Here is a 23,132-nt window from a genome sequence, read left to right on the forward strand (position 1 = left end):
CGTACGGCGCCACATGACGCCCCTCCGGCGCTACCATGCGTCCCCGGTGCCGGCAACTTGACTCGCAGCCGACCCGCCACGAGCATGCGCACGTGCCTGCCGAGCCAGACGCCGCGGTGGATCGCATCGCGGCGGTGCGTGCGGAGGTTGCCGCAATCGCGCGGCGCGCTGGGCGGAAGGCGGACGAGGTGGGCATCGTCGCCGTCACCAAGACGATGCCGCCCGAGGTGGTGCGTGAGGCCCTCGCCGGCGGCCTGACGGACCTCGGCGAGAACTACGTCCAGGAGGCCCGCGCCAAGCGCCTGCAGGTCGGCGCCGGCCGCTGGCATCTCGTCGGGGGCCTCCAGCGCAACAAGGTGCGCGCGGCCGTGGCGGTGTTCGACGTGATCCAGTCGCTCGACACCCCGGCCGTGGCACGGGCGCTGGGCGAGGAGGCCGCCGCCGCGGGCCGCCGCTTGCCGGTCCTGATCCAGGTGAACGCCGCCGGCCGCGCGGGGCAGCGGGGCGTCTTGCCGGAAGCGCTGCCGGAGCTGGCGCGCGTCGTCGTGGGGATGCCATCCCTCGAGCTGCTCGGGTTGATGACGATCGCACCGGCAGGGGCTGGCGCGGAGGCGGTCCGGGCGCATTTCGCTGCGGTCCGGGCGCTGCGGGACGCGACCGCGAGGTCGCTCGGGGTTGAAATGCCCCACCTTTCCATGGGAATGAGCGACGATTTCTCGCTCGCCATCGAGGAAGGAGCCACGCTCGTGAGGCTGGGTCGCGCGCTCTTCGGTCCCCGGAGGAGCGCTCCGTGGCGGGAGGGTTCATGAAGAAGATCGGCTTCATCGGCGCGGGAAACATGGCTTCGGCCCTCATCCGGGGCTTTCTCGACGCGCAGCGCTACAAGCCTGCGGATCTCTGGGTCAGCGACCCGGTCGACGCCCAGGTGCGTCGCCTGAAGCGCGCCCACAAGATCGAGGGCACGCGCAACAACCGCGACCTCGTCCGCGGCTCGCAGACGGTCATCCTGGCAGTGAAGCCGCAGGCCATGGCCCAGGTCCTCGAGGAGATCCGGGCCGAGGCCAACCCGAAGAAGCTCTTCATCTCGATCGCGGCCGGCTTTCCCCTGCGGCGGCTCGAGGCGGGTCTCGGGGGACAGGGGCGGGTCGTCCGGGTGATGCCGAACACCCCCGTGCTGGTCGGGAAGGGCATCTCGGTCGCCGTCGCCGGCGCCCGCGCCACACCGGCCGACATGAAGGCCACCCTGAAGCTGTTCAAGGCCGTCGGCGAGGCGGTGGCGATCACCGGCGAGGACCTGCTCGACGCGGTGACTGCGTTGTCGGGCAGCGGGCCGGCCTTCGTCTATCTCTTCGCCGAGTGTCTCATCGAAGGCGGTGTACGCGGCGGGCTGTCGCAGACGCTCGCCACCCAACTCGCCCATGCGACGCTGGGCGGAGCCGCGGCGATGCTCGGCGAGAGCGGGCTCTCCGCCCGCGAGCTGCGCGACATGGTCACCTCGCCGGGCGGCACGACGCTGGCGGGACTCGGGGCGCTCGAGAATCTGCACTTCCGTGAGGCGGTGATCACGGCGGTCGAGACCGCCACCCGTCGCGCCCGCGAGCTGGCGGCGGCCTGAGCCGTTCGTGCCCGGCGTCCTGCTGCGTCAGTTCACGTTCGCGGTGGCGTCCATCCTGGACGCGCTGCTCACCCTGTACTTCTGGGTCCTCATCATCTCGGCGCTGCTCTCCTGGGTGAACCCGGATCCGTACAACCCGATCGTGCGCTTCCTGCGTGCGGTCACCGAGCCGGTCCTCTACCAGGTGCGGCGCTGGCTGCCTTTCGTCTATGCCGCCGGCATCGACTTCTCGCCGCTCGTGGTGATCCTGGCGATCCAGTTCCTGCGCATCTTCGTCGTCCAGAGCCTCTACGAGCTGGCGGACCGCATCTCCGCCGTGCCGGCGATGCTGCCGTTTGCCTGATCCCGGCGACTGGGTCCTGGCGGACGCGGACGGGTGCATCCTCCGCGTGCACGTCCGGCCCGGCGCGCGTCACGACGAGCTTGCGGGGTTCCATGGCACGGCCCTGTGCCTGCGGGTGCGGGCTCGGCCCGTCGAGGGCGCGGCCAACGCCGCCGTGCAGGCGTTGATCGCGAGGCTCCTCGACGTCCCGCCGCGCGACGTCGTGCTCGAGTCCGGGGCGCGCGGCCGCGAGAAGCGATGGCGGGTGGCCGGGCTCGACGCGGCGACCGTGCGCGCGCGTCTCGCGCCGCGGCTTCGCGTTGACAGGGGGGAGGCCGGTGGTTAGAGCCGCCGCATGCCGATCTACGAGTACCGGTGCGAGAAGTGCGGCGATTTCGAGATCACTCAGCGGATCACCGACGACCCGATCGGCAAGTGTCCGACGTGCAAGCGTAAGGTCAAGCGGCTCATTTCGAGCACCAGCTTTCAGCTGAAGGGCTCCGGTTGGTACGTCACCGACTACGCCCGCTCCGGCAAGGGCGGCGGCGAGTCGTCCGCGAAGAGCGAGAGCAGCGGGACGTCGTCCTCGGAGTCGAAGTCCGACAGCACCCCGTCCGCCAAGGCGGAGACGAAGCCGGCCAAGCCGAGCAAGTCCGAGAGCAAGAGCTCGAGCGCCGCCTGAGCCCGGTCGTCCTCGTCGGCGCCGACACCGGCGGCACCTTCACCGACCTCGTCGCCGTCGCCGGCGGTCGCCTGCGCGTCGTGAAGGTCCGCTCGACGCCCGACGATCCGGCGCGCGCCGTCCGCGAGGGGCTGCGCCGGCTCGGAGCCGACGCCGCGACCGTGCTGCACTACGGCTCGACGGTCGCGACCAACGCGCTGCTCGAGCGCAAAGGGGCGCGCGTCGTGCTGCTCACGACGGCGGGCTTCGAAGACGTGCTCGCGATCGGCCGTCAGACGCGGCCCGCGCTGTACGCGCTCGAGCCGGCGCTGCCCGAGCCGCTCGTCCCGGCGGCGCGCCGGCTCGGTGTCGACGAGCGCATGCTGGCCGACGGCCGCGTCGAGCGCCCGCTCGCCGCGTCGGCGGCTACGCGGCTCGCCGCCGACGTGCGCCGGGCGGGCGCCGAGGCGATCGCGATCTGCCTGCTGCATGCGTACGCCAACCCGGCACACGAGGAGCGGCTGCGCCGCGCGCTCGCTCCGCTCGGCCTGCACGTGACGGCGTCGCACCGCCTGCTGCGCGAGTACCGCGAGTACGAGCGCACCGCGACGACGGTCGTGAACGCCTACGTCGGCCCGCTGATGGCGCGGCACCTCGGGACGCTGGGCCGCAGCGTTCCGGGCGGGCTGCGCGTCATGCAGTCGAACGGCGGCCTCATCGGCATGGCGACCGCCGTCGCCGAGCCCGTGCGCACGGTGCTCTCCGGACCCGCCGGCGGCGTCGTCGGTGCGGCGACGCGCGCGCGCCGCGCGGGCATCGTGCGGATCCTGACGCTCGACATGGGCGGCACGTCGACGGACGTCAGCGTCGTCGACGGTCCGCTCGCGGCACGCACCGAGACCGTCGCCGGCGGCGTGCCGGTGCGCATTCCGACGATCGACATCCATACCGTCGGCGCCGGCGGCGGCTCGCTGGCGCGCATCGACGCCGGCGGCGCGCTCCGCGTCGGCCCGGAGAGCGCCGGCGCCGATCCGGGCCCGGCCTGCTACGGACATGGCGAGCGGCCGACGGTCACCGACGCGAACCTCGTCCTCGGCCGGCTCGTCGAGACCGAGTTCCTCGGCGGCGCCATGAGGCTCGAGACGGCGCGCGCACGCCGCGTGCTCGCGCCGCTGGCGCGCCGGCTCGGCGGCACGGTGGAGCAGGCGGCGGCCGGCGTCGTCGCCGTGGTGACGGCGGCCATGGAGCGCGCGCTGCGGGTGATCACGGTCGAGCGCGGGCTCGATCCGCGGCTCTTCACGCTGGTCGCGTTCGGCGGCGCGGGCGCGCTCCACGCGGCGGACCTCGCGCGTGCGCTCGGCATGCGGCGCGTGTGGGTGCCGCCCCATCCGGGTCTGCTGTCGGCGTGGGGCATGGTCGCAGCCGATCTCATCCGCGACGTCGGCCAGACGCTGCGTCGGGTGGAGCCGCCCGACGCCGTCCTGCGCCGCGGGCTCGTGACCCTCGAGCGCGAGGCGCGCGCCGCGCTGGCCCGCGACGGTGTGCCCGCGGCGCGCTGCACCGCGACGCTCGAGGTGCGCTACGCCGGCCAGTCGTACGAGATCGCGGTGCCGTACGGACGCGGCTGGCGGGCGGCGTTCCACCGGCTGCACGAGCGCCGCTTCGGGCACGCCGACGCGAGCCGTCCGCTCGAGGTCGTCACCCTGCGCGTGCGTGCGCATGGCGGCGGCGGACGGCCGCCGGCGGACGGACCGCGCCGGCGCGGGCGTCCCGAGGTGCGACTCCAGCGGCGCGTCGTGTTCGACGGCCGCGCCGTGCGCACGCCGGTGCTGCGCCGCGAGACGCTGCCCGCCGGATGGACGCAGCGCGGGCCGGCGATCGTCTGCGAGTACAGCGCGACCACGGTCGTGCCGCCCGGGTGGCGGGCGTCGCTCGACCGCACGGGCGGGCTCCTGCTCGAGGCGCCTGCGTCCCCGCGGGCCGGCGCGGAGGCAGCGCGTGGCTGAGCTCGATCCGGTCGCGCTCGAGGTCGCGAACCATCGTCTCGCGGCGATCGCCGAGGAGATGGGCGTCGCGCTCGGCCGTACCGCGCTGTCGCCGAACATCAAGGAGCGTCGCGACTACTCCTGCGCCGTCTTCGACGCCGGCGGCGGGCTCGTCGCGCAGGCGGCGCACATCCCGGTGCATCTCGGGGCGACGCCGCTGTCGGTACGCGCGGCGATCGCCGCGATGCCGATGGGGCCCGGCGACGTCGTCGTCCTGAACGACCCGTTCGCCGGCGGCACGCACCTGCCCGACGTCACCGTCGTCATGCCGGTCCATGCCCGCGGGGCGCGGCGGCCGTTCGCCTACGTCGCCAACCGTGCGCACCACGCCGACATCGGCGGCATGGCCCCCGGCTCGATGCCGCTCGGAACCGACGTCTTCCAGGAAGGCCTGCGCCTGCCGCCGGTGCGGCTCGTCGCGGGCGGCCGCATGGTGCGCGACGTGCTGGCGCTGTTCCTCGCGAACACGCGCGTGCCGGGTGAGCGCGAAGGCGATCTCGCCGCGCAGTGGGCCGCGCTGCGCGTCGGCGCGGAGCGGCTGCGCGAGCTTGCGGCGCGTCCGGGCGGCACCGCGCGGCTCGCACGCGAGATGGCCGCGCTCAAGGACTACACCGCGGCCGTCCTGCGTGCGGCGCTCCGCCGCCTGCCGGCCGGCACCTTCCGCGCCCACGACGTGCTCGACGACGACGGCATGGGGGCGACACGCATCCCGCTGCGCGTCGCGGTGCGGCTCGGCGGCGGCCGTGCGCACGTCGATTTCAGCGGCAGCGCGCCGCAGTCGCGCGGACCGCTCAACGCCAACCTCGCGGTGACGCGCTCGGCGGTGCTCTACGTCTTCGCCGCCTTGGCGGGCGAAGCGGTGCCGCCCAACGAGGGGCTCGCGCGGCCGCTGACGATCGTCGCGCCCGACGGCTCGATCGTGAACGCCCGCCCGCCCGCGGCGGTCGCGGGCGGCAACGTCGAGACCTCGCAGCGCATCGTCGACGTGCTGCTGCGCGCGCTCGCGCCGGCGCTGCCCGACCGCATCCCCGCGGCGAGCTGCGGGTCGATGAACAACGTCGCGCTCGGCGGGACGGTCGGCGACCGTGCCTTCGCCTACTACGAGACGCTCGCGGGCGGCGCGGGCGGCGGGCCGACGCGTGCCGGCGCGTCCGGCGTCCACACGCACATGACGAACACGATGAACACGCCGATCGAGGCGCTCGAGGCGTACTACCCGCTGCGCGTGCGTCGCTATGCGCTGCGGCCGCGCTCCGGCGGCGCGGGCCGGCACCGCGGCGGCGACGGCATCGTGCGCGAGATCGAGTTCCTCGTGCCGGCGCACGTGACGCTGCTGACCGAGCGTCGCACCGAGTGCCCGTACGGGCTCGCCGGCGGTGGGCCGGGATCGCGGGGGCGCAACGTCCTCGTACGCGGGGGACGCGGGATCGCGCTGCCCGGCAAGGTGGGCCTCGACGTGCGCGCCGGCGATCGGCTGCGTGTCGAGACGCCGGGGGGCGGCGGCTTCGGTCATGTCCGTCGCCGCCGCACCCGCGTCGGACGCCGCCGGGGCGGGCCGACGCGGGGGTCGTGAAGCCCGGATCGCTCCGGGCCGCGCTCAGGCGGCTTCGTGCTTGCCGAGCGTGTCGATGCGACGTTCGAGCTCGGTGATGCGCTGTGCGAGCGCCTCGACCTGCTCAGTCGACGCGACGCCGACCCGACGCGCGAACACGTCGCCCAGCTCGCCCAGGCGTTGCACGAGCAGCTCGCGCAGGCGCGCGCGCTCGCTGGCGAAGGTCTCGACCGCGCGCGTGGCGCGCTGGCGGGCGTCGGCGATCAGCTCGGTGGGCTGCGTGCGGGCGGCGGTGACGAGGTCGCGCGCGTCCTTGCCGATGCGGGTGACGAGCCGCTCTCCTTCGGCCTGCACGCGCTGCGCGGCGGCGCGCACGTCGAGGGACGTCAGACGGGCGGTGATGCTCTCTGCCATGTTCTCCTCCTCTGCGGTGGTCGAGAACGGCCTGCGCCGTCCCCAGGAGACCCGAGGTACTACGCGGTGCGTCAACGGTCAACCACCTTCAGGACCCGGAGAGGCCCCGGAGTCGGGCATGCATCGGCCTCCGATCGGGGTCACTCCGCGGCGAAGTGGACGAGGCCGTCGACCTGGTAGATGCCGCGACGGATGTCGTCGCGCGGGATGCCGTGCTCGCCGCGCAGGTGCGCTACGAAGCGTTCGCGATCGGCGAAGCGACGCTGGTCGAGATCGCAGACGTACGGATCACGATCGATGCTGACGGCCGGCGGCACCAGCGAGCGGTCGGAGCGGTGCATGAACCAGGTGCGCTCGTGCTCGTAGGGATCGATCGGCACCCAGATGTCGAGGCCGTTGCCGTAGCCCGGCCCGGGACCCGGCGGGCGGCTGGGACGGCGTCCGCCCGGATCGGCGGACGTCGTCGCGGCGACGACGAGCAGCGCGACGAAGAGCAGCGGCCGACGCATGGGTCGTCGTCGAGGCTAGGGACGCCTCCCGCGGGTCACAAGCGCGCAGGTTCCATGCGTCACGGCACCGTCGCTGCGTTGACCGCCCGGAGCGATTCGAGTACGACCCCGGGCTCCTCTGGCTGTGGTCGCATAGCTCAGTTGGTTAGAGCGCCTGCTTCACACGCAGGAGGTCCCAGGTTCGAGTCCTGGTGCGACCATTCCCAGCATGATTTCGCTGCGCGGCGTGCAGAAGGTGTACCGGCAGGGCGACGCCGACGTTCGCGCCCTGTCCGACGTCTCGCTCGACATCGCGCCCGGCCAGTTCGTGGCGGTCGTCGGCCCGAGCGGCTCCGGCAAGAGCACGCTGCTGCATCTCATGGGCGGGCTCGATCAGCCGTCGGCGGGCGACATCCTCATCGACGGCACCTCGATCGCGCGCATGAGCGACGACGCGATCACCATCTTCCGGCGTCGCCACATCGGCGTCGTGTTCCAGTTCTTCAACCTGCTGCCGACGCTGTCCGCGGAGGAGAACGTCGCGCTGCCGCTGCTGCTCGACGGTCGCGCGCAGCGCGAGGTGCGGCCGAAGGTCGAAGCCGTGCTCGAGCAGGTCGGCCTCGGCCACCGCCGCCGGCATCGCCCCGACGAGCTGTCTGGCGGCGAGATGCAGCGCGTGGCGGTGGCGCGGGCGCTGGTCGTCGATCCCCTCTTGATCCTCGCCGACGAGCCGACCGGCAACCTCGACACCCGCACCGGCGAGCAGATCCTGTCGCTGGTGCAGGACGCGAACCGCTCGCGCGGCGCGACCATCGTCATGGTGACGCACGACCAGCGCGCCGCGGGCTGGGGCAACCGCACGGTGACGATGAAGGACGGCGCCGTCGTCGGCGACGAGGTGACGGGATGACGGCGGAGGTTCCCGGCATCGCCGCGGCCAGGGTCGCCGACTTCTTCCGCACCCGGGTGCCGGACGGCGACGTGCCGCTCGCGTTCACGCTCATCAGCGGCGGCCGCTCGAACCTCACCTATCTGGTGCGCGGCGGCGCGCGGACGTGGGTGTTGCGCCGGCCGCCCCTCGGCCACGTGCTGCCGACGGCGCACGACATGGCGCGGGAGTTCCGCATCCTGTCCGCGCTCGCCGACACCGCCGTGCCGGTCGCGCGCCCGATCGCGCTCTGCCGCGACGCCGACGTCAACGGCGCGCCGTTCTACGTGATGGAGCATCGCGCCGGCATCGTCGTCCACGACGAGCTGCCCGCCGGCTTCGCCGAGGCCGACGCCGACCGTGCCCGCATCGGCCCGGCGCTGGCCGGGACGCTCGCGAAGCTGCACGCCGTCGACTGGAAAGCCGCCGGCCTCGCCGACTTCGGCAAGCCCGACGGCTATCTCGCGCGCCAGGTCGAGCGCTGGGGCAAGCAGTGGGAAGGCAACCGGACGGCGCCCTTGCCCGACGTCGAGGAGGCGCTGCGGCGCCTGCGCGCCGCCGTGCCGGTGTCGCCGCCCGCGACCATCGTCCACGGTGACTTCCGCCTCGGCAACGTCGCGCTCGATCCCGCCGATCCCGGCCGCATCGTCGCGGTCTTCGACTGGGAGATGGCGACGCTCGGCGATCCGCTCGCCGACCTCGGCTACCTCCTCATGTACTGGCCGCAGCCGGGTGAAACGCAGGTGGCCGGCATTCCGCACGTGACGGCCGATCACGGCTTCGGCCCGCGCGAGACGCTCGTGCGCGTCTACGCCGAGCGCAGCGGGCGCGACGTCGGCGCCGTCGACTTCTACCTGGTGCTCGCCTACACGAAGCTCGCGGTCATCGCCGAGGGCATCCTGAAGCGGGCGCTGATGGGCACGGACCTGACGCCCGACCTCTCCGGCATGCGCGTGACCGCGCCGCTCGCGGCGCGGGCCGTCGCGGTGGCCGACGCGTCGAGCGATCCGCGCCTGCGCGGCTGACGGTCGCGCTGCGGCGTCCAGCGAGGCTGCGTCAGTCGAGCGGAAGCGCCAGGTCCGCGTCCGACGCGATCGCCGCCTGCATCTCCTGGAGCCAGGCGAGATACTCGTCGCCGTCCCAGGCGCGATGCATGCCGCTGCGATAGTGCGCGGCATTGCGGTGGTACTGCCAGGCGTTGAGCCGGTTCTCGCGCGCCGAGTCGCGCTGGCGGATCACCTTCGCGGGGACGCCGGCGACGATCGAGCCCGGCGGCACGATCGTGCGCTCCTTCACGAAGGCCCCGCCCGCGACGATCGAGCCGCGCCCGATGACGACGCCGTCCATGATCGTCGCGCCGATGCCGACGAGCGACTCATCCTCGACGGTGCAGCCGTGCAGCGTCGTGTGGTGGGCGATCGAGCAGAAGTCGCCGATCGCCGTGCCGCCCTCGTAGGCGACGTGGATCATGACGAAGTCCTGCACGTTGGTGGCGCGGCCGATGCGGATGTCGTGGCACTCGGCACGCATCACCGCATTGTGCCAGACGGACGAGCCGGCGCCGATGGTGATCGCGCCGTAGAGCTGCGCGCTGGGCGCGATCCAGGCGCTCGGGTGGATCGTCTGCAGCGACATCACCACCCGGAAAGGTCGGCGGCACGCAGGCGGTGCGACGTCGCCGAGCCCAGGTAGGCGCGATCGAAGATGGCGCGCCGGAACCACAGGTGCAGATCGTACTCCCACGTGAAGCCGATGCCACCGTGCAGCTCGGTGCAGATGCGGGTGACGCGGTCGTAGAGGTCGGTGAGGTGCGCCTTCGCCATCGCGGCGTGGCGCGGCGCCTCGCTCGGGATGTGGTCCCAGGCGTGCGCCGCGTACCACCACAGCGACATCGACGGCTCGGCCTCCATGACGAGGTCGGCGAGCTGGTGCTTCACGGCCTGGAAGGCGCCGATCGGCTGGCCGAACTGCTCGCGCGTGAGGGCGTACTTGGTCGTCATGTCGATGCAGCGGCGCGAGCCGCCGTAGGCGTCGGCCGCGAGGAGGATGCCGGCGGCGTCGCGGGCGCGATCGAGCGCGCTGCGGCCGCTCGCGACGCGCGTCGCGGGGGTCTTCGCGAAGGTGACGTTGCCCACCTGCCGCGTCATGTCGGTCGCCTGCAGGGCCTCGACGGTGAGCCCGGGGGCGCCGCGCTCGACGGTCCACAGGCCGGGGCCGTCGGCGTCCTGCGCACCGACCACGAACACGTCGGCGATCGTCGCCGCCGGGACCAGGACCTTGGTGCCGTCGAGGGTGCCGCCCGCCGCGCGCACCTTCAGCTGCGACGGCTCCCACACGTCGCCGTCCTCGCCCAGGGCCAGGGTCGCGATCGTCTCGCCGGCCGCGACGCCGGGCAGCCAGCGACGATGGGCTTCGGCGTCGCCGACGGACAGCAGCGCCGCGACGGCGCTGGCGCAGGCGAGAAACGGCCCCGGCGTGCAGCCCCAGCCGAGCTCCTCGGCCGCGAGCGCGACGTCGAGCAGCTCGAGCCCCGCGCCGCCCAGCGCCGGCGGGATCTGCAGCCCCGCGACGCCGAGCTCGGCGAGCCCGCGCCACAGCGCCGGGTCGTGCCCGCCCGGCGACTCCATGACGGCGCGCACGCGCGTCGTCGGGCACTCGTCGTCGAGCCAGCGGCGGATGGTGTCCTTCAGGAGGACCTGGTCCTGGGAGAGTCCGAAATCCATGACGCTACTTCCTCGGGTCGCGGGGCATGCCGAGCCCGCGCTCGGCGATGATGTTGCGCTGGATGTTGGCGGCGCCGCCGGCGATGAGGATGCCGAGCGACCACATGTACGCGACGGTGAACATGCCCATGGCCGGCGCGTTCGGCTCGCCCGGCGACAGCATCTGCTTGTCGCCCATGACGTCCATCGCGAGCTTGGCGACGTCGTACCCGAGCTGCGTGCCGTAGAGCTTGGTCACCATCGCGGCCATGCCCGGGTCCTCGCCGCGGGCGCCCATGGTGAGCAGCCGGTCGCCGTGGCGCTCGGCGGTGACGATGCGCGCCTCGATGTCGACGATGCGGGCGCGGATGTTGGGGTCCTTGATGACGGGCTGGCCGCCCCGCTCGAGCGCCTGGGCCATCATGAGGACGCCGTCGAAGGTGCGGCGCTGGAGCGAGGCGCTGCCGATGAGGGCGCGCTCGTGCTTCAGCGTCGAGCGGCTTACCTGCCAGCCCTGGCCACGCTTGCCGACGATGCTGCTCGCCGGCACGCGCACGTTCTCGAAGAAGACCTCGCTGAAGTCGGCGTCGCCGGTCATCTGGCGCAGCGGGCGCACGTCGAGGCCGGGCGTCTGCATGTCGATCAGCATGTAGGTGATGCCGTCGTGCTTCGGCGCCTCCGGCTCGGTGCGGACGAGGGCGAACATCCACTGCGCGTCGTTGGCGTTGGACGTCCAGATCTTCTGGCCGTCGACGACCCAGTGGTCGCCCTCGAGGACGCCCTTCGTGCGCAGCGAGGCGAGGTCGCTGCCCGCGCCGGGCTCGCTGTAGCCCTGGCACCAGCGGATGTGGCCGAGCAGCGTCTTCTCGACGAAGAAGCGCTTCTGCTCCTCGGTGCCGTGCTCGAGCAGGGTGGGGACCAGCATGCTCGGGCCCTGTCCCATGATCTCGAACGGCGCCTTCGCCTTCTTGAACTCCGCCGCGATGATCGTCGCCCGAAGCGGGTCGGGCGGCTGCTCGGAGCCGCCGTAGGCGCGCGGGAAGGCGCGATAGAGGTAGCCGCGCTCGATCGCCTTTCTGCGCAGCGCGGTGGCGCGCTCGTCGGTGCGGATGCCGGCGCCCATCATGGCCATGGGGCTGTCGGGGTCGGGACCGGCGGCCGCGTCCTCGGCCGTCCAGTTCTCGCGCAGGAAGGCGCGCACCTCCTCGCGGAACCGCTCGTATTCGGGACTGAAGCTGAGATTCACGGGCGCAGGACCTCCATCGGCGGACGATCGGTCGTTCGCTGGCTTAACCCGGGGCCGCTTCGCGCGGCAAGCGCACGCGACCGGGCGGAACGCTTGCCCGACGGGCGGCCGGCGCGTACTCGGCACGTCACCCGCCACCATCGCCACGGGAGCTATGCCTGCATGAGCGAGTCCGCCGCCTCGGGAACCGTCGACGTCTCCTCGCCCAAGTTCGTCGCCGGCTGCGTGCTGGCGGCGCTCGCCGTCCTGGGCGTCGCCCGGCTGGGTCCGCTGCCGCTGTGGCTCCTCGGCGCCGAGGTGTTCGCGCTGATCCTCGGCCTCTTCGTGTTCGGCTCGATCCGCTGGCGCATCGACAAGAACGCGCTCACCTACGGCGGTGTCCTCGTCGTGCTGGCGACGTTCTGGGGCGTCTGGTGGCCCGGGTCCGCGATGCGGGCGACGGTCGCGCAGGAGGGCTGGACGCCGTTCTGGCGCGCGCTCGCGCAGCACACCCTCACGCTCGAGGGGCTCGACGGCATCGTGCACGCGCACACGATGCTGTTCATTCTGGGGCTCACCTACTTCGTCGCGGTGATCTCCCAGACGCGTCTCCTGGAAACGGTCAGCTTCGCGCTGCTGTCGCGCTTCCGCGGCGCGGTCGTGCCGACGGTGGCGGCGATCACGGCGCTGGTCGCGTTCTCGTCCGGCATCCTCGACGGCGTGTCCATGATCGGGCTCACGATCCGTACGCTCGTCATCATCCTGTTTCTGGCACGCGCAGGGACGCCCGACGTCATCTACTCCGTCATCATCTCCACGGTCGTCACGACCGTGTGCGGGATGTGGCTCGCGTACGGAGAGCCGCCGAACCTCATCATGAAGGCCAACCTGCATCCGCATCTCGACGACGCCTTCTTCCTGCGCTACTGCGCGCCGCTCGCGCTGGCGAGCTGGGTCGTGGTGGCGCTCAGCCTGCGCCGCGCGCTGCGCGGGCGGCAGGTCGATCTCGCCGGCCTCGACGTCGTCGACCGCCACGCCGCCGACGTGCGCTTCTTGCAGGCTGCGCGCCACGGCGACGTGCCCACCCCGGTCGAGCACGTCGAGAGCAACGCGGCGGCGCTGGGTGCACATCATGCCTCGGTGCTGGCGCGCCTGCGCCGGGGCGAGCCCCTCGGGGCGGCGCTCGTGGCGGAAGGCGTGGAGGCCGGCACGCGCCGGCGGCTCCTCGGCAGCTTCCTGACGGAGGACCTCGCGAGCGCGCTCGACCGACACTACGTCGCGGAAGCCCGTGGCGGCCGCGCCGCCGCGGAGCGCGCGGACGATCCGGTCGAGGCCGCGCTCGCAGCCACCCGTCGCCGGCGCGTCCTCGCCCAGCGCGTCGGCGGACTCGCGTTCCTGCCGTTCCTGCTCCTCCTCGTGTGGCACGGTCAGGATCATCACGTGCCCCTGTTCTGGGCTTCGTTCGCCGGATTCGCGGTGGCGTTTCTCGGCATCGCGAGTCTCCCGGGGATGCGCGCGCTCGCCCTGCGCGAGGCACGGCACGAGTTCGCGGAGTACTACTTCCTGTTCCCGCTGTTCCTCTCGATCACGCTGCTGCAGGCGGCAGGATTCTTCGCGCAGATGGCAGCGCTGCTCGATCGGGGCATCGCCACCATCGGCCCCGCGATCGTCGCCTGGATCCAGTTCACCGCTGCCACGCTGCTGTCGGCCATGCTCGACAACAACGTCGTCGCCGATTTCGCCGCCCGCGCGCTGGAGCATCTGCCGGTCGAGCTCATCCACTACTTCGCGATGGCGCAGATCGCCGGCTACGCGCTCGGCGGTTGCTGGACGCACATCGGGTGTGCGCAATCCGTCGTCGCGTACGCGTTCGTTCTGCGCGATATCGACGAGCATTACACCCCGTTCCAGTGGATTCGCGCGATGACGCCCACGTTGGGGATGCTGTTCGTGCTGCTTTCGCTGTTCGTGTTCCTCGAAAGCCTGCTGCTCGGGTGACGAGCGGGATTGTACGATCGGAAGGACTGGGCTACGACGCCGACAGCATCGCCCCAAGGGAGGTCTGCATGCCGCGACAGAAGAGCCTCGTGACCGTCATCCGGGACATGGTGAAGAAGGAGGTCGGCACGGCGCTGTCCGGTCTGCTCGCCGGTCTCACGGGATCGAAGGCCTCGGCGAAGAAGGCGACCACGAACGGCCGGCGCAAGAAGCGCGGCCCGGGCCGCCCCCGCACCGTCGGCAAGCGCGGCCCCGGCCGGCCTCCGGGCTCCGGCCGCAAGAAGAAGACCGCGGAGGAGTGACGCCGGCGCTCAGCGCGCGCCGGGCATCTCGATGACGGCGACGCGCTGGTGCAGGAGCCAGCGACCGTCACGCTTCACGAAGTCGTCGGCGTAGCGGCCGGTCGTCTGCATGAAGCTGCCCGGTCCGGGGCCGGTGAGCGCCAGTACGTAGGTGTCGGCCTGGGCGCGCTCGGCGTCGCCCTCGATGACGACGTTGGTCACGTAGTGGCGCATCATGAGGCCGGTGCCGCCGATCATGCCGGCGAGCGTGCGCACGCCGTCGTGCCCCTCGTGGCGTCCCATGAGGCTGCCGAAGTCGAGGACGCAATCGGGGGTGAACAGCCCCGGCATCTCGTCCCAGCGGCCGTGGTCGATGATCCAGCAGTAGCGGGAGATGATCTCCTGGATGGCGAGACGATCGTCGGCGGTGAGTGCGGCCACGGGACCTCCTTCGCGAGTGCGCCTGGGACTAGCGCAGCTTGAAAAGGCGCCGCAAGCCCGCCTAGTCTCGACGGGACATGGAGAGTCGCTGGTCGGACCGCGAAGCCGAGGAATTCCGCGATCGCTTCGCGCCGACGTGGGGCGAGGAGCTGGCGCTGCGCGTCTATACGTCGCGCCTGATCGGGCGCGACCCCGACCTCGTCATGCACGGCGGCGGCAACACGTCGCTGAAGGGCACCGTGACGACGCTCGTCGGCGACGATATCCCGGCGCTGTTCGTGAAGGGGAGCGGCTGGGACCTCGATTCCATCGAGCCCCCCGGCCTGCCGGCGGTCGACCTCCGCCACCTCCGCCGCCTGCGTGGGCTGCCGTCGCTCTCCGACGAGGAGATGGTGAATCAGCTGCGCACGCATCTCTTCGACGCCGGGGCGCCGAACCCGTCGGTCGAGACGCTGCTGCACGCCTTCCTGCCCCACCGCTTCATCGACCATACCCACGCCGACATCGCCCTCGTGGTGACGAACCAGCCGCCCGGCGAGAACGCGGCCATGGTGCGCGAGGCGTTCGGGCCGCGCTGGAGCGTCGTCGACTACGTCATGCCCGGCTTCGCGCTCGCCAAGCTCGCGGCCGAGGTCTACGAGCGCGACCCGTCGGTCGAGGGGCTGGTCCTCCTGAACCACGGCCTCTTCACCTTCGCCGACGACGCCCGCACCGCGTACGAGCGCATGATCGCCGGCGTCGACCGCGCCGAGCGCTTCGTGGCGAAGCAGCAGAAGGCGAAGGCGCGCACGACGGTGCAGGTGACGGTCGACCTCGAGCGCGCAAAGGCCGCCGCCGCGCGCCTGGCGCCGGTGCTGCGCAGCGCGCTCGCCGAGCCGAGCGGCGACGACGACCGCCCGTGGCGCCGCTGGGTGCTCGACTACCGCGTCGACGAGTCGACGCTGCGCCACCTGGCCCGCCCCGACACCGCGGCGCTCGCCGCGACCAGCCCGCTGACGCCCGACCACGTGATCCGCACCAAGGGCACGGCGGTGGTGCTCGAGCCGTCGTTGCCGCTCGACGACGACGCGGCCCTGCGCGAGCGCGTGTTCGCGGCGGTCCGCCAGTTCCGCGAGGGCTACGACGCCTACGTCGAGGCGCAGAAGGGCCGCGCCGGCGGCCGCGTCACGAAGCTCGACTCGACGCCGCGCGTGGTGCTGGTGCCCGGCGTCGGCATCTTCACCGCCGGCCGCACCAAGGCCGACGCGCGCATCGCCGCCGACATCACCGAGCACACCGTGCGCGCGAAGGCGGTGGCCAACGACGTCGGCCGCTACACCGCGCTCTCGGACGGCGACCTCTTCGACATGGAGTACTGGGTCCTCGAGCAGGCGAAGCTCGGCAAGGCGAAGGAGCCGCCGCTCGCCGGCCAGGTCGCGCTGGTGACCGGCGCCGTCGGCGCGATCGGCTTCGGCATCTGCCGCCAGCTGGTCGCCGCGGGCGCGCACGTCGTCCTCACCGACATCGACGCCGAGCGGCTCGCGGCCGGGTGCCGCGAGCTCGACCCCAAGGGCAAGGGGCTCGTGACGGGCATCCCGATGGACGTCACCAACGAGGACTCGGTGGTGGCGGGCTTCGCCGAGACCTGCCGGCGCTACGGCGGCGTCGACGTCCTCGTGCTGAACGCCGGCGTCGCCCACGTGAGCCGGATCGAGGAGCTCGACCCGGCGGCGTTCCGGCGCGTGCTCGACGTCAACACCGTCGGCTACTTCCTCGTGCTGCGCGAGGGCGCCCGGCTCCTGCGCCGCCAGGGCACGGGCGGCAACGTGATCGTGAACTCGTCGAAGAACGTGTTCGCGCCCGGCGCAGACTTCGGCGCCTACAGCGCGTCGAAGGCGGGCGCGCACCAGCTCGGCCGCGTCGCCGCGCTCGAGCTGGCGCCGATCGGCGTCCGCGTGAACCTCATCAACGCCGACGCCGTCTTCGGCGACGGCAGCCGGCCGTCGGGGCTGTGGGCCGAGGTGGGGCCGGCGCGGGCGCGCTCGCGCGGCATGGATCCGAGCGAGCTGCAGGACTACTACCGCCAGCGCAACCTGCTGCGCGTCCGCGTGCTGCCGGAGCACGTCGGCAACGCGGTCGTGTTCCTCGCCTCGAACCAGACGCCGACCACCGGCGCCGTCATCCCCGTCGACGGCGGCGTCCTCGAAGCCTTCCCCCGCTGACGGAGCCGCGAGAGGAGTTGGAGATGGCCAAGGCGCGACTCGTCTGCCTCGATGCCGACGACCTGATGCACCCGAACACCGGCGAAGAGAACTACAACGAGAGCGCCTACTACAACTTCTACGATCCGCGCGCGCGTCTCGGCGGCTTCGTGCGTCTCGGCAACCGCCCGAACGAGCACTACGCCGAGATGACGATCTGCCTGTACCTCCCCGACGGCCACGTCGGCTTCATGTACGCGCGCCCGAAGATCGCCGACAACGCGCGCTTCGAGGGCGGCGGCCTGCGCTTCGAGGTGCGGGCGCCGATGCGCGAGCACCGCATCCGCTACGAGGGTAACGTCTGCCTCCTCGCCCGGCCGCTCGAGCTCCTCGATCCGAAGGCCGCGTTCACGCAGAACCCGCACGTCCCGGCGACGCTCGAGCTGACGTACACGGCCGTCGCGCGCGCCCACGGCGGCGAGCCGCGGCAGCAGGACGCGGACGGCCGGTGGGTGAGCGTCAGGAGCGAGCGCGCCGGGCAGGAGTTCGCGCGCGGCCACCTCGAGCAGCACGGGCATGCGGTCGGCCGTCTCGTCCTCGACGGCGTCGAAACGGCGATCGACGGCTACGGCCTGCGCGACCGCTCGTGGGGACCGCGCTACTGGCAGGCGCCCGACCACTACCGCTGGCTGACGATGAACTTCGGCCTCGACGCGGGCATCGCCGCCGCCCGCACCGTGCAGCGCGACGGCAGCGTCGTGCAGGGCGGGTTTCTCTACGAGCCCGGCGTCGAGGGACGGTTCATCGCGTCGGTCGAGGTCGAGACGGAGCTCGGCGAGGAGAGCCTGCACCGCACGCTGCGCGCCACGCTCCAGCCCGGGGACGGCGGCGCGCCGCAGATCGTCGAGGGCCGCGTGCTCGCCATGGTGCCGCTGCGCAACCGCCGCAACGGCGTGACCACGCGTATCGCCGAGGGCCTCACCGAGTGGAGATGGGGCGACCGCGTCGGCTACGGCTGGTCGGAGTATCTCGACCACGTCGGCTGAGCTGCAGCAGCGGCTTGCCGCGTATCTCCGGCCGAAGCTGGGCGACGCGGCCCGCATCGAGGGCGTGCGCCGGCTCGCCGGCGGCGCGTCGCGCGAGCTGTGGCTCGTGACCCTCGCGGGGACCGACCCGAGCCGGCTCGTCCTGCGCCGCGATCCGCCCGGACACGTCATCGAGTCGAGCCGCCAGGGCGAGTTCCAGCTGCTCCGTGCCGCGGCCGACGCGGGCGTGCCGGTGCCGCGCGTCCACTGGTGCGAGGACGATCCCGCCATTCTCGGCTCGTCCTTCTTCCTCATGGACTTCGTCGAGGGCGAGGCGCTCGCGCGCCGGCTCCTGCGCGACGAGGCCTACGCCGGCGCGCGCGCGGCGCTGCCGGAGCAGCTGGCGCAGGCGCTCGCCGCGATCCACCGCATGGACGCCGGCGCCGACGCCGGCCTCGCGCGTCCCGTCGAGGGGGCGACGCCGGCCGAGGCCGAGCTCGAGCGCTTCGCGCAGATACTGCACGGCATGGCGCCCGATCCGCACCCGGTGCTCGAGCTGGCGATCCGCTGGCTCGGCCGCCGCCTGCCGCCGGCGGGACGCGTCGCGCTGGTCCACGGCGACTACCGCATCGGCAACGTGCTGTTCGGGCCGGAAGGCCTGCGCGCGGTGCTCGACTGGGAGCTGGCGCATCTCGGCGACCCGATGGAGGACGTCGGCTGGCTATGCGTGCGCTCGTGGCGTTTCGGCGCCGACGAGCGTCCCGTCGGCGGGCTCTGCGACCGCGAGCGCTTCTGGGCCGCCTACGCCGCGGCCGGCGGCGATGCCGTCGATCCCGCGGTGGCGCGCTGGTGGGAGGTGTTCGGCAACCTCAAGTGGGCGGTGATCTGCATCATGCAGGCGCAGACGTTCCTCAACGGCGTGCGCAACGTCGAGCTGGCGAGCCTCGGTCGCCGTACGGTCGAGATGGAGCTCGAGCTACTCGACCTGATGGGAGCCTGATGCAGGACCGCCCCTCCGCCGCCGAGCTGCTCGCCGCCGTGCGGGCGTTTCTCGAGGACGACCTCCTGCCGCAGCTCGAGGGCCGACGGCGATTCCACGCGCTGGTCGCGGCCAACGTGCTGTCGATCGTCGAGCGCGAGATGGCGCAGGGCGAGTCGCACCTGCGCGCGGAGCACGCACGGCTGGCGTCGCTTCTCGGCGCAGCGGCGCACGACGGCACGCTGGCGGCGTTGCGCGACGCCGTGCGCGGGGCGAATGAACGTCTCGCCGAGCGCATTCGCGCCGGCGACGCCGACGCTGGACCGTTCGGCGAGGCGGTGCGCGCCCACCTGCGCGCGACGACCGAGGAGAAGCTCGCGGTCGCGAACCCCCGCTACGGATCGGCGAAGCCCGGCTGACAGGCCGGCGGGGCGGGGGCCAGCCCGTCAGTCGTCGTACAGGGGACGCAGCAGCATGGCCCGCGTACGGTGGCGCAGCTTGCGCAACGCCTGCGCCTCGATCTGCCGGACGCGCTCGCGTGTGACGGCGAAGCGCGCGCCGACCTCCTCGAGGGTGTGATCCGTGCGCTCGCCGATGCCGAAGCGCATGCGCAGGACCTGCGCCTCACGCGGCGAGAGCGTCTGCAGCACGCTCGCGATCGCGCGCTGCATGCTGCTGTGGGTGGCGACGTCGGAGGGCCCCGTCGCGTCCTCGTCCGCGATCGTGTCGGCGAGCTGGCGGTCGTCGCCGGGGCCGAGCGGCTCGTCGATCGACACCGGCTCGTGGCCGACGCGGAGCAGCCAGCGCACCTCGTCCTCGGGAAGCCCCATGCGACCCGCGAGCTCGTCGGCACCGGGCTCGCGCCCGAGCTGCTGTGCGAGGCCGCGGGCCGCGCCGGCGAGGTTGCTCATGAGCTCGCCGAGATAGACGGGGACGCGGATCGTACGCGCCTGATCGGCGAGCGCGCGGGTGATGGCCTGGCGGATCCACCAGGTCGCGTAGGTCGAGAAGCGATGGCCGCGCCGCCAGTCGAACTTCTCGACCGCACGCATGAGGCCGATGTTGCCCTCCTGGATCAGGTCGAGGAGCTGGAGGCCGAGGTGCATGTAGCGCCGCGCCACCCAGACCACGAGACGGAGGTTGGCCTCGACGAGCGACTCGCGCGCCTGCCGGGCGCGTGCCTCGGCGTCTTCCACCCCGGCGACGAGGCGGCCGAGGGCCTCCGGCGAGAGGCCCGCCGTGTGCTCGAGCGAGCGGTGCATCCCGCGCACGTCGACGTCGGCCAGACAGAGGTCGCGGTCCGCCGACGCGTGCATGCGCCGCAGGTCGGTCGCCAGGCGGTCGACGTGGCTCCGCGCGATGCCGAGCCCGAGCATCGCCTGGTCCACGCGCTCGCCGAGAGCGGTACGACGTCGCGCCGGGGCGGCGGCCCGCTCGCGGACGAGGCGGCGCAGGCGCGAGACGCGGGCCAGGAAGAGGCGCCGTCGCTCGATCGCCTTGGCGGCGCTCGGCTCCTCGACCGGTGCGAGCACGTGGTCGGCGGAGATGGTGCCCTGCCGCAGTGCGTTGGCCGCGTCGAGCACCCAGCGGAGCGCGAACGGCGACCCGAGCACCAGACGGTCGCGATCCTGCTCGGCCTGCTCGATCGTCCGCGCGACCGCCGCCTCTTCGTCGCGGCTCAGCAGACGCGAGCGTCCGGCCTGACGAAGATAGAGACGTACCGGGTCGAGTATCTCGATGCCGCGGTGCGTCTCGGCGCCGGCGTCACTGCGGGCCGGCGGGGCGTCGACATCCGTGTCGTCGTCCGTGGCCGGGGGCAGAAGGCTCTGGTCGGCGATCGGCTCCGGCGTCTCGTCGAGCATCAGCTCGTCGGAGGCTGCGGCGACGTGGGCGAAGACGTCGATCCGCTCGTCGGTCACCTGATGCGATGTGCCTGACAATCCCTGGACGTTCCGCGTAGGACCACCCCACTGACACGGCACCTAACCGCGGAGCAATTCAGACGATTCCCGATCGCAATAGGGGTTTTCCCTGACCCATTCTTCTGACGCGTCCGTCAGCGATCGCCGGCCGCCTGGAGGGCCACGCGAATCAGCTCGGCTAGAGAATCGACATCCATTTTCTCCATCACGCGAGCGCGGTGAACCTCCACCGTCTTCGGCGAGAGACCGAGCGCGGCGGCGATCTCCTTGTTGGCGCGGCCTGCGACCACGAGGTCCATCACCTCCCGCTCGCGCGCCGTCAGCAGCGCCACCCGCCGGCGGGCTTCGTCGCGTCGTGCGCGTTGCTCGCGCTGCCGCCGGTCGACGTCGATCGCCTGGCGCACGCGGTCCAGCAACAGCTGATCGCTGAACGGCTTCTCGATGAAATCGAGCGCGCCCGCCTTCACCGCGCGCACCGCCATCGGCACCTCGGCGTGTCCGGTGATGACGATGGTCGGGATCTCGTCGCCGCGGCGGACCAGCTCGGTCTGGAGGTCGAGGCCGCTCATGCCCGGCATGCGGACGTCGAGCACGAGGCAGCCGGGCGCGTCCGGGTCGCGCGCGCCGAGGAAGTCGGTGGCGGTCGCATGGGTGACGACGGCGAGCCCGACGGACTCGAGCAGCCAGCGCAACGAATCGCGCATGGCCGGATCGTCGTCGACGACGAAGACGGTGGGGTCGGTCGGCATGATCAGGCCGCGTCCTTTGCGTTGCCCGATACCGCGGGCAGCGTGAAGCGAAACGTGGAGCCGCGGGGATCGTTCGGCGTCGTCCACAGCCGGCCGCCGTGCGCTTCCACGATCGTCCGGCTGATCGCGAGCCCGAGCCCCAGCCCATCGCGTCGCGTGGTGAAGAACGGATCGAACAGACGGCCGGCGATCGCCGCGGCGACACCTTCGCCGGTGTCGTGCACGGCGAACTCGGCGGCACCGTCGTCGGTCTCGCGGGTCTGGATGCGCAGGCGGCGCTCGCCGGCGGTCTGCGCCATGGCTTCGAAGCCGTTGCGCACGAGGTTCAGCATCACCTGCTCGATCTGGATGCCGTCGGCCTCGACGTCGAGCGGCTCGTCGGCCAGGTCGAGCTCGAGCGCGATGCCGAGCTCGTTCGCCTCGACGGCGGCGAAGTGCAGCGCCTCGCGCACGAGCGCGTTCAGGTCGACGCGGAGACGCGGCATCTGCGTGTGCCGCACGAACTCGCGGATGCGGCGCAGGACCTCGCCCGCACGCAGCGCCTGCGTCGAGATCTCGTCGACCACCTCGAGCAACGCCGCGTCCCGGGCGTCGCCGACCTGGATGCGGCGCGCGCAGCCGCGCGCGTAGCTGACGATCGCGGCGAGCGGCTGGTTGATCTCGTGGGCCAGGCCCGCCGCCATGCCGCCGAGCGTGCTGAGCCGCGCCGCCTGCGCCAGCTCGGCCTGATGCTGCCGCGCGCGCACCTCGGCCTCGGCCTCTTCCGCGCGCCGGCGCTCCAGGTGGTAGCGCTCGGAGGCGTAGGCGGCGTAGAGCGCGGCGATCGAGCCCATGACGAGCGCCACCGGGAGCCCGGTCAGGTCGAGCGAGCCGGTGACGACGCGCTGGTTCCAGAGCGTGCTCGCAAGCGCGACGAAGAGCACGACGAGCTGCGGTCCCATGCCCCAGGGCAGGAGCGTCGCCGCGCCCATGGCGAGGACCACGAGGAGCACCGGCGTGGTGGCCGCGTCGTGCGTGATGACGCCCGACCAGGCGGACGTGATGCAGAGGATCGAGACCGTCACGGCGGCCGTGGCGACGGCGCGGCGGCGGCTCGGGCGGCCGTGCAACGCGCCGAAGGCCGCGATCGCCGTCGCGATCTGGATGCTCTTCACCCCGTACAGCTGCGCGACGATCGTCGGATAGACGAACTGATCCGCGATCGCGAACAGCGAGATCGACGTGAGGCAGAGCCACAGCCCCGCGCGCGCACGATCGACGAGCAGCGGCGTGGTGTCTTCGCGGAGCCTCTCGAGGCTGGGCGGCATCGGGCGTCGAGGGCGGGAGTTACCGTGCCCGGGCGCCGCGCGGCAACCGGGTTCGACCGTCCGGCTGCCCACCGGCCGGGGCGAGGCGGCGGCGGGTCCCCCGCCGGGGCGTCCGGCGTCCCGGGAGGTGGGGCCGGCGGCTCGTCGATCGGCCCCCTGCGGGAGGGCTCGTCGGGCGGACGTTTCACCGGGTCCGCGGGATCGCCGAGGAGGCGCATGCACGCTCAGTGGCCCGGCCGGCGCGGCATCGGTTCGCCGACGGGGGCGTCGGGCAGCGGGTGCACGGGTTCGGCTGGTG

Annotated in this window: 24 protein-coding genes and 1 tRNA gene; 16 read left to right on the forward strand and 9 right to left on the reverse strand. The window is 72.8% G+C overall.

Annotation, left to right across the window (positions count from 1 at the left end):
- The first annotated feature begins 35 nt into the window (after window positions 1–35).
- The 7 genes from KIT14_03675 to KIT14_03705 are packed head-to-tail and all read left to right on the forward strand — an operon-like array spanning window position 36 to window position 6,216.
- A complete protein-coding gene (locus tag KIT14_03675; protein MCW5889630.1) occupies window positions 36–809 on the forward strand; it encodes a YggS family pyridoxal phosphate-dependent enzyme in 774 nt (257 codons plus the stop codon).
- On the forward strand, window positions 806–1,615 hold the full coding sequence (locus KIT14_03680) for a pyrroline-5-carboxylate reductase (protein MCW5889631.1): 810 nt from the start codon (window positions 806–808) through the stop codon (window positions 1,613–1,615). The genes KIT14_03675 and KIT14_03680 overlap by 4 nt, the downstream gene beginning before the upstream one ends.
- A gap of 19 nt (window positions 1,616–1,634) precedes the next feature.
- A complete protein-coding gene (locus tag KIT14_03685; protein MCW5889632.1) occupies window positions 1,635–1,958 on the forward strand; it encodes a YggT family protein in 324 nt (107 codons plus the stop codon).
- Between the two features lie 16 nt (window positions 1,959–1,974).
- Window positions 1,975–2,283: a DUF167 domain-containing protein gene (locus tag KIT14_03690; protein MCW5889633.1), complete on the forward strand. Its 309-nt coding sequence runs from the start codon at window positions 1,975–1,977 to the stop codon at window positions 2,281–2,283.
- A gap of 9 nt (window positions 2,284–2,292) precedes the next feature.
- On the forward strand, window positions 2,293–2,619 hold the full coding sequence (locus tag KIT14_03695; GenBank protein MCW5889634.1) for a zinc ribbon domain-containing protein: 327 nt from the start codon (window positions 2,293–2,295) through the stop codon (window positions 2,617–2,619).
- On the forward strand, window positions 2,616–4,604 hold the full coding sequence (locus KIT14_03700) for a hydantoinase/oxoprolinase family protein (GenBank protein ID MCW5889635.1): 1,989 nt from the start codon (window positions 2,616–2,618) through the stop codon (window positions 4,602–4,604). Before KIT14_03695 ends, KIT14_03700 begins: the two co-directional genes overlap by 4 nt.
- The gene (locus KIT14_03705) at window positions 4,597–6,216 is read left to right on the forward strand and encodes a hydantoinase B/oxoprolinase family protein (GenBank protein ID MCW5889636.1); all 1,620 of its coding nucleotides are present in this window, start codon (window positions 4,597–4,599) and stop codon (window positions 6,214–6,216) included. The genes KIT14_03700 and KIT14_03705 overlap by 8 nt, the downstream gene beginning before the upstream one ends.
- 24 nt (window positions 6,217–6,240) lie before the next feature.
- Here the strand turns inward: KIT14_03705 and KIT14_03710 are convergent, their stop codons facing one another.
- Together KIT14_03710 and KIT14_03715 are read right to left on the reverse strand one after the other, a co-directional pair.
- Window positions 6,241–6,609, reverse strand: coding sequence for a hypothetical protein (locus tag KIT14_03710; GenBank protein MCW5889637.1), 369 nt, complete (start codon window positions 6,607–6,609; stop codon window positions 6,241–6,243).
- A 140-nt stretch (window positions 6,610–6,749) separates the two neighbouring features.
- Window positions 6,750–7,118, reverse strand: coding sequence for a hypothetical protein (locus tag KIT14_03715; protein MCW5889638.1), 369 nt, complete (start codon window positions 7,116–7,118; stop codon window positions 6,750–6,752).
- Between the two features lie 126 nt (window positions 7,119–7,244).
- Here KIT14_03715 and KIT14_03720 point away from each other — a divergent pair.
- The 3 genes from KIT14_03720 to KIT14_03730 all read left to right on the forward strand — a co-directional run bounded on the left by KIT14_03720 (window position 7,245) and on the right by KIT14_03730 (window position 9,050).
- Window positions 7,245–7,318, forward strand: a tRNA-Val gene (locus KIT14_03720).
- 8 nt (window positions 7,319–7,326) lie between these two features.
- Window positions 7,327–8,007 (forward strand): ABC transporter ATP-binding protein, encoded by a 681-nt coding sequence (locus KIT14_03725; protein ID MCW5889639.1) that lies wholly within the window; start codon window positions 7,327–7,329, stop codon window positions 8,005–8,007.
- Window positions 8,004–9,050, forward strand: coding sequence for a phosphotransferase family protein (locus KIT14_03730; protein MCW5889640.1), 1,047 nt, complete (start codon window positions 8,004–8,006; stop codon window positions 9,048–9,050). The genes KIT14_03725 and KIT14_03730 overlap by 4 nt, the downstream gene beginning before the upstream one ends.
- Before the next feature lie 31 nt (window positions 9,051–9,081).
- Here KIT14_03730 and KIT14_03735 read toward each other — a convergent pair whose 3' ends face one another.
- From KIT14_03735 to KIT14_03745, 3 genes are read right to left on the reverse strand one after another with little or no spacing between them, the layout of a single operon-like run.
- A complete protein-coding gene (locus KIT14_03735) occupies window positions 9,082–9,660 on the reverse strand; it encodes a gamma carbonic anhydrase family protein (protein MCW5889641.1) in 579 nt (192 codons plus the stop codon).
- On the reverse strand, window positions 9,660–10,748 hold the full coding sequence (locus KIT14_03740; GenBank protein ID MCW5889642.1) for an acyl-CoA/acyl-ACP dehydrogenase: 1,089 nt from the start codon (window positions 10,746–10,748) through the stop codon (window positions 9,660–9,662). The genes KIT14_03735 and KIT14_03740 overlap by 1 nt, the downstream gene beginning before the upstream one ends.
- Window positions 10,749–10,752: 4 nt before the next feature.
- Complete coding sequence (locus KIT14_03745; protein ID MCW5889643.1) at window positions 10,753–11,973, reverse strand: acyl-CoA dehydrogenase family protein; 1,221 nt, start codon at window positions 11,971–11,973, stop codon at window positions 10,753–10,755.
- A 162-nt stretch (window positions 11,974–12,135) separates the two neighbouring features.
- On the opposite strand from KIT14_03745, the gene KIT14_03750 reads away from it, so the two are divergent.
- Entirely contained in the window at window positions 12,136–13,950 is a 1,815-nt protein-coding gene (locus tag KIT14_03750) for a hypothetical protein (GenBank protein MCW5889644.1), read from the forward strand.
- A gap of 68 nt (window positions 13,951–14,018) precedes the next feature.
- A complete protein-coding gene (locus KIT14_03755) occupies window positions 14,019–14,252 on the forward strand; it encodes a hypothetical protein (protein MCW5889645.1) in 234 nt (77 codons plus the stop codon).
- Between the two features lie 9 nt (window positions 14,253–14,261).
- On the opposite strand, the gene KIT14_03760 is transcribed toward KIT14_03755, so the two are convergent.
- Entirely contained in the window at window positions 14,262–14,672 is a 411-nt protein-coding gene (locus KIT14_03760; GenBank protein MCW5889646.1) for a nuclear transport factor 2 family protein, read from the reverse strand.
- A 77-nt stretch (window positions 14,673–14,749) separates the two neighbouring features.
- Between KIT14_03760 and KIT14_03765 the strand changes: the two genes are divergently transcribed.
- The 4 genes from KIT14_03765 (at window position 14,750) to KIT14_03780 (ending at window position 19,275) form a co-directional block, all read left to right on the forward strand.
- Window positions 14,750–16,873 (forward strand): bifunctional aldolase/short-chain dehydrogenase, encoded by a 2,124-nt coding sequence (locus KIT14_03765; GenBank protein ID MCW5889647.1) that lies wholly within the window; start codon window positions 14,750–14,752, stop codon window positions 16,871–16,873.
- A gap of 23 nt (window positions 16,874–16,896) precedes the next feature.
- The gene (locus tag KIT14_03770; GenBank protein ID MCW5889648.1) at window positions 16,897–17,898 is read left to right on the forward strand and encodes a hypothetical protein; all 1,002 of its coding nucleotides are present in this window, start codon (window positions 16,897–16,899) and stop codon (window positions 17,896–17,898) included.
- 64 nt (window positions 17,899–17,962) lie between these two features.
- Complete coding sequence (locus KIT14_03775; protein ID MCW5889649.1) at window positions 17,963–18,877, forward strand: phosphotransferase family protein; 915 nt, start codon at window positions 17,963–17,965, stop codon at window positions 18,875–18,877.
- Entirely contained in the window at window positions 18,877–19,275 is a 399-nt protein-coding gene (locus tag KIT14_03780; protein ID MCW5889650.1) for a hypothetical protein, read from the forward strand. Before KIT14_03775 ends, KIT14_03780 begins: the two co-directional genes overlap by 1 nt.
- Before the next feature lie 27 nt (window positions 19,276–19,302).
- Here the strand turns inward: KIT14_03780 and KIT14_03785 are convergent, their stop codons facing one another.
- The 3 genes from KIT14_03785 to KIT14_03795 all read right to left on the reverse strand — a co-directional run bounded on the left by KIT14_03785 (window position 19,303) and on the right by KIT14_03795 (window position 22,834).
- The gene (locus tag KIT14_03785) at window positions 19,303–20,775 is read right to left on the reverse strand and encodes a sigma-70 family RNA polymerase sigma factor (protein MCW5889651.1); all 1,473 of its coding nucleotides are present in this window, start codon (window positions 20,773–20,775) and stop codon (window positions 19,303–19,305) included.
- Window positions 20,776–20,912: 137 nt separating this feature from the next.
- Window positions 20,913–21,527 carry a response regulator transcription factor gene (locus KIT14_03790; GenBank protein ID MCW5889652.1) on the reverse strand — a complete coding sequence of 205 codons (615 nt, stop codon included), beginning with the start codon at window positions 21,525–21,527 and terminating at the stop codon, window positions 20,913–20,915.
- Between the two features lie 2 nt (window positions 21,528–21,529).
- On the reverse strand, window positions 21,530–22,834 hold the full coding sequence (locus tag KIT14_03795) for a hypothetical protein (protein ID MCW5889653.1): 1,305 nt from the start codon (window positions 22,832–22,834) through the stop codon (window positions 21,530–21,532).
- Window positions 22,835–23,132: the final 298 nt, after the last annotated feature.

The organism is bacterium (assembly GCA_026129405.1).
In the GTDB taxonomy this organism is placed as follows: Bacteria; Desulfobacterota; Binatia; order DP-6; family DP-6; genus JAHCID01.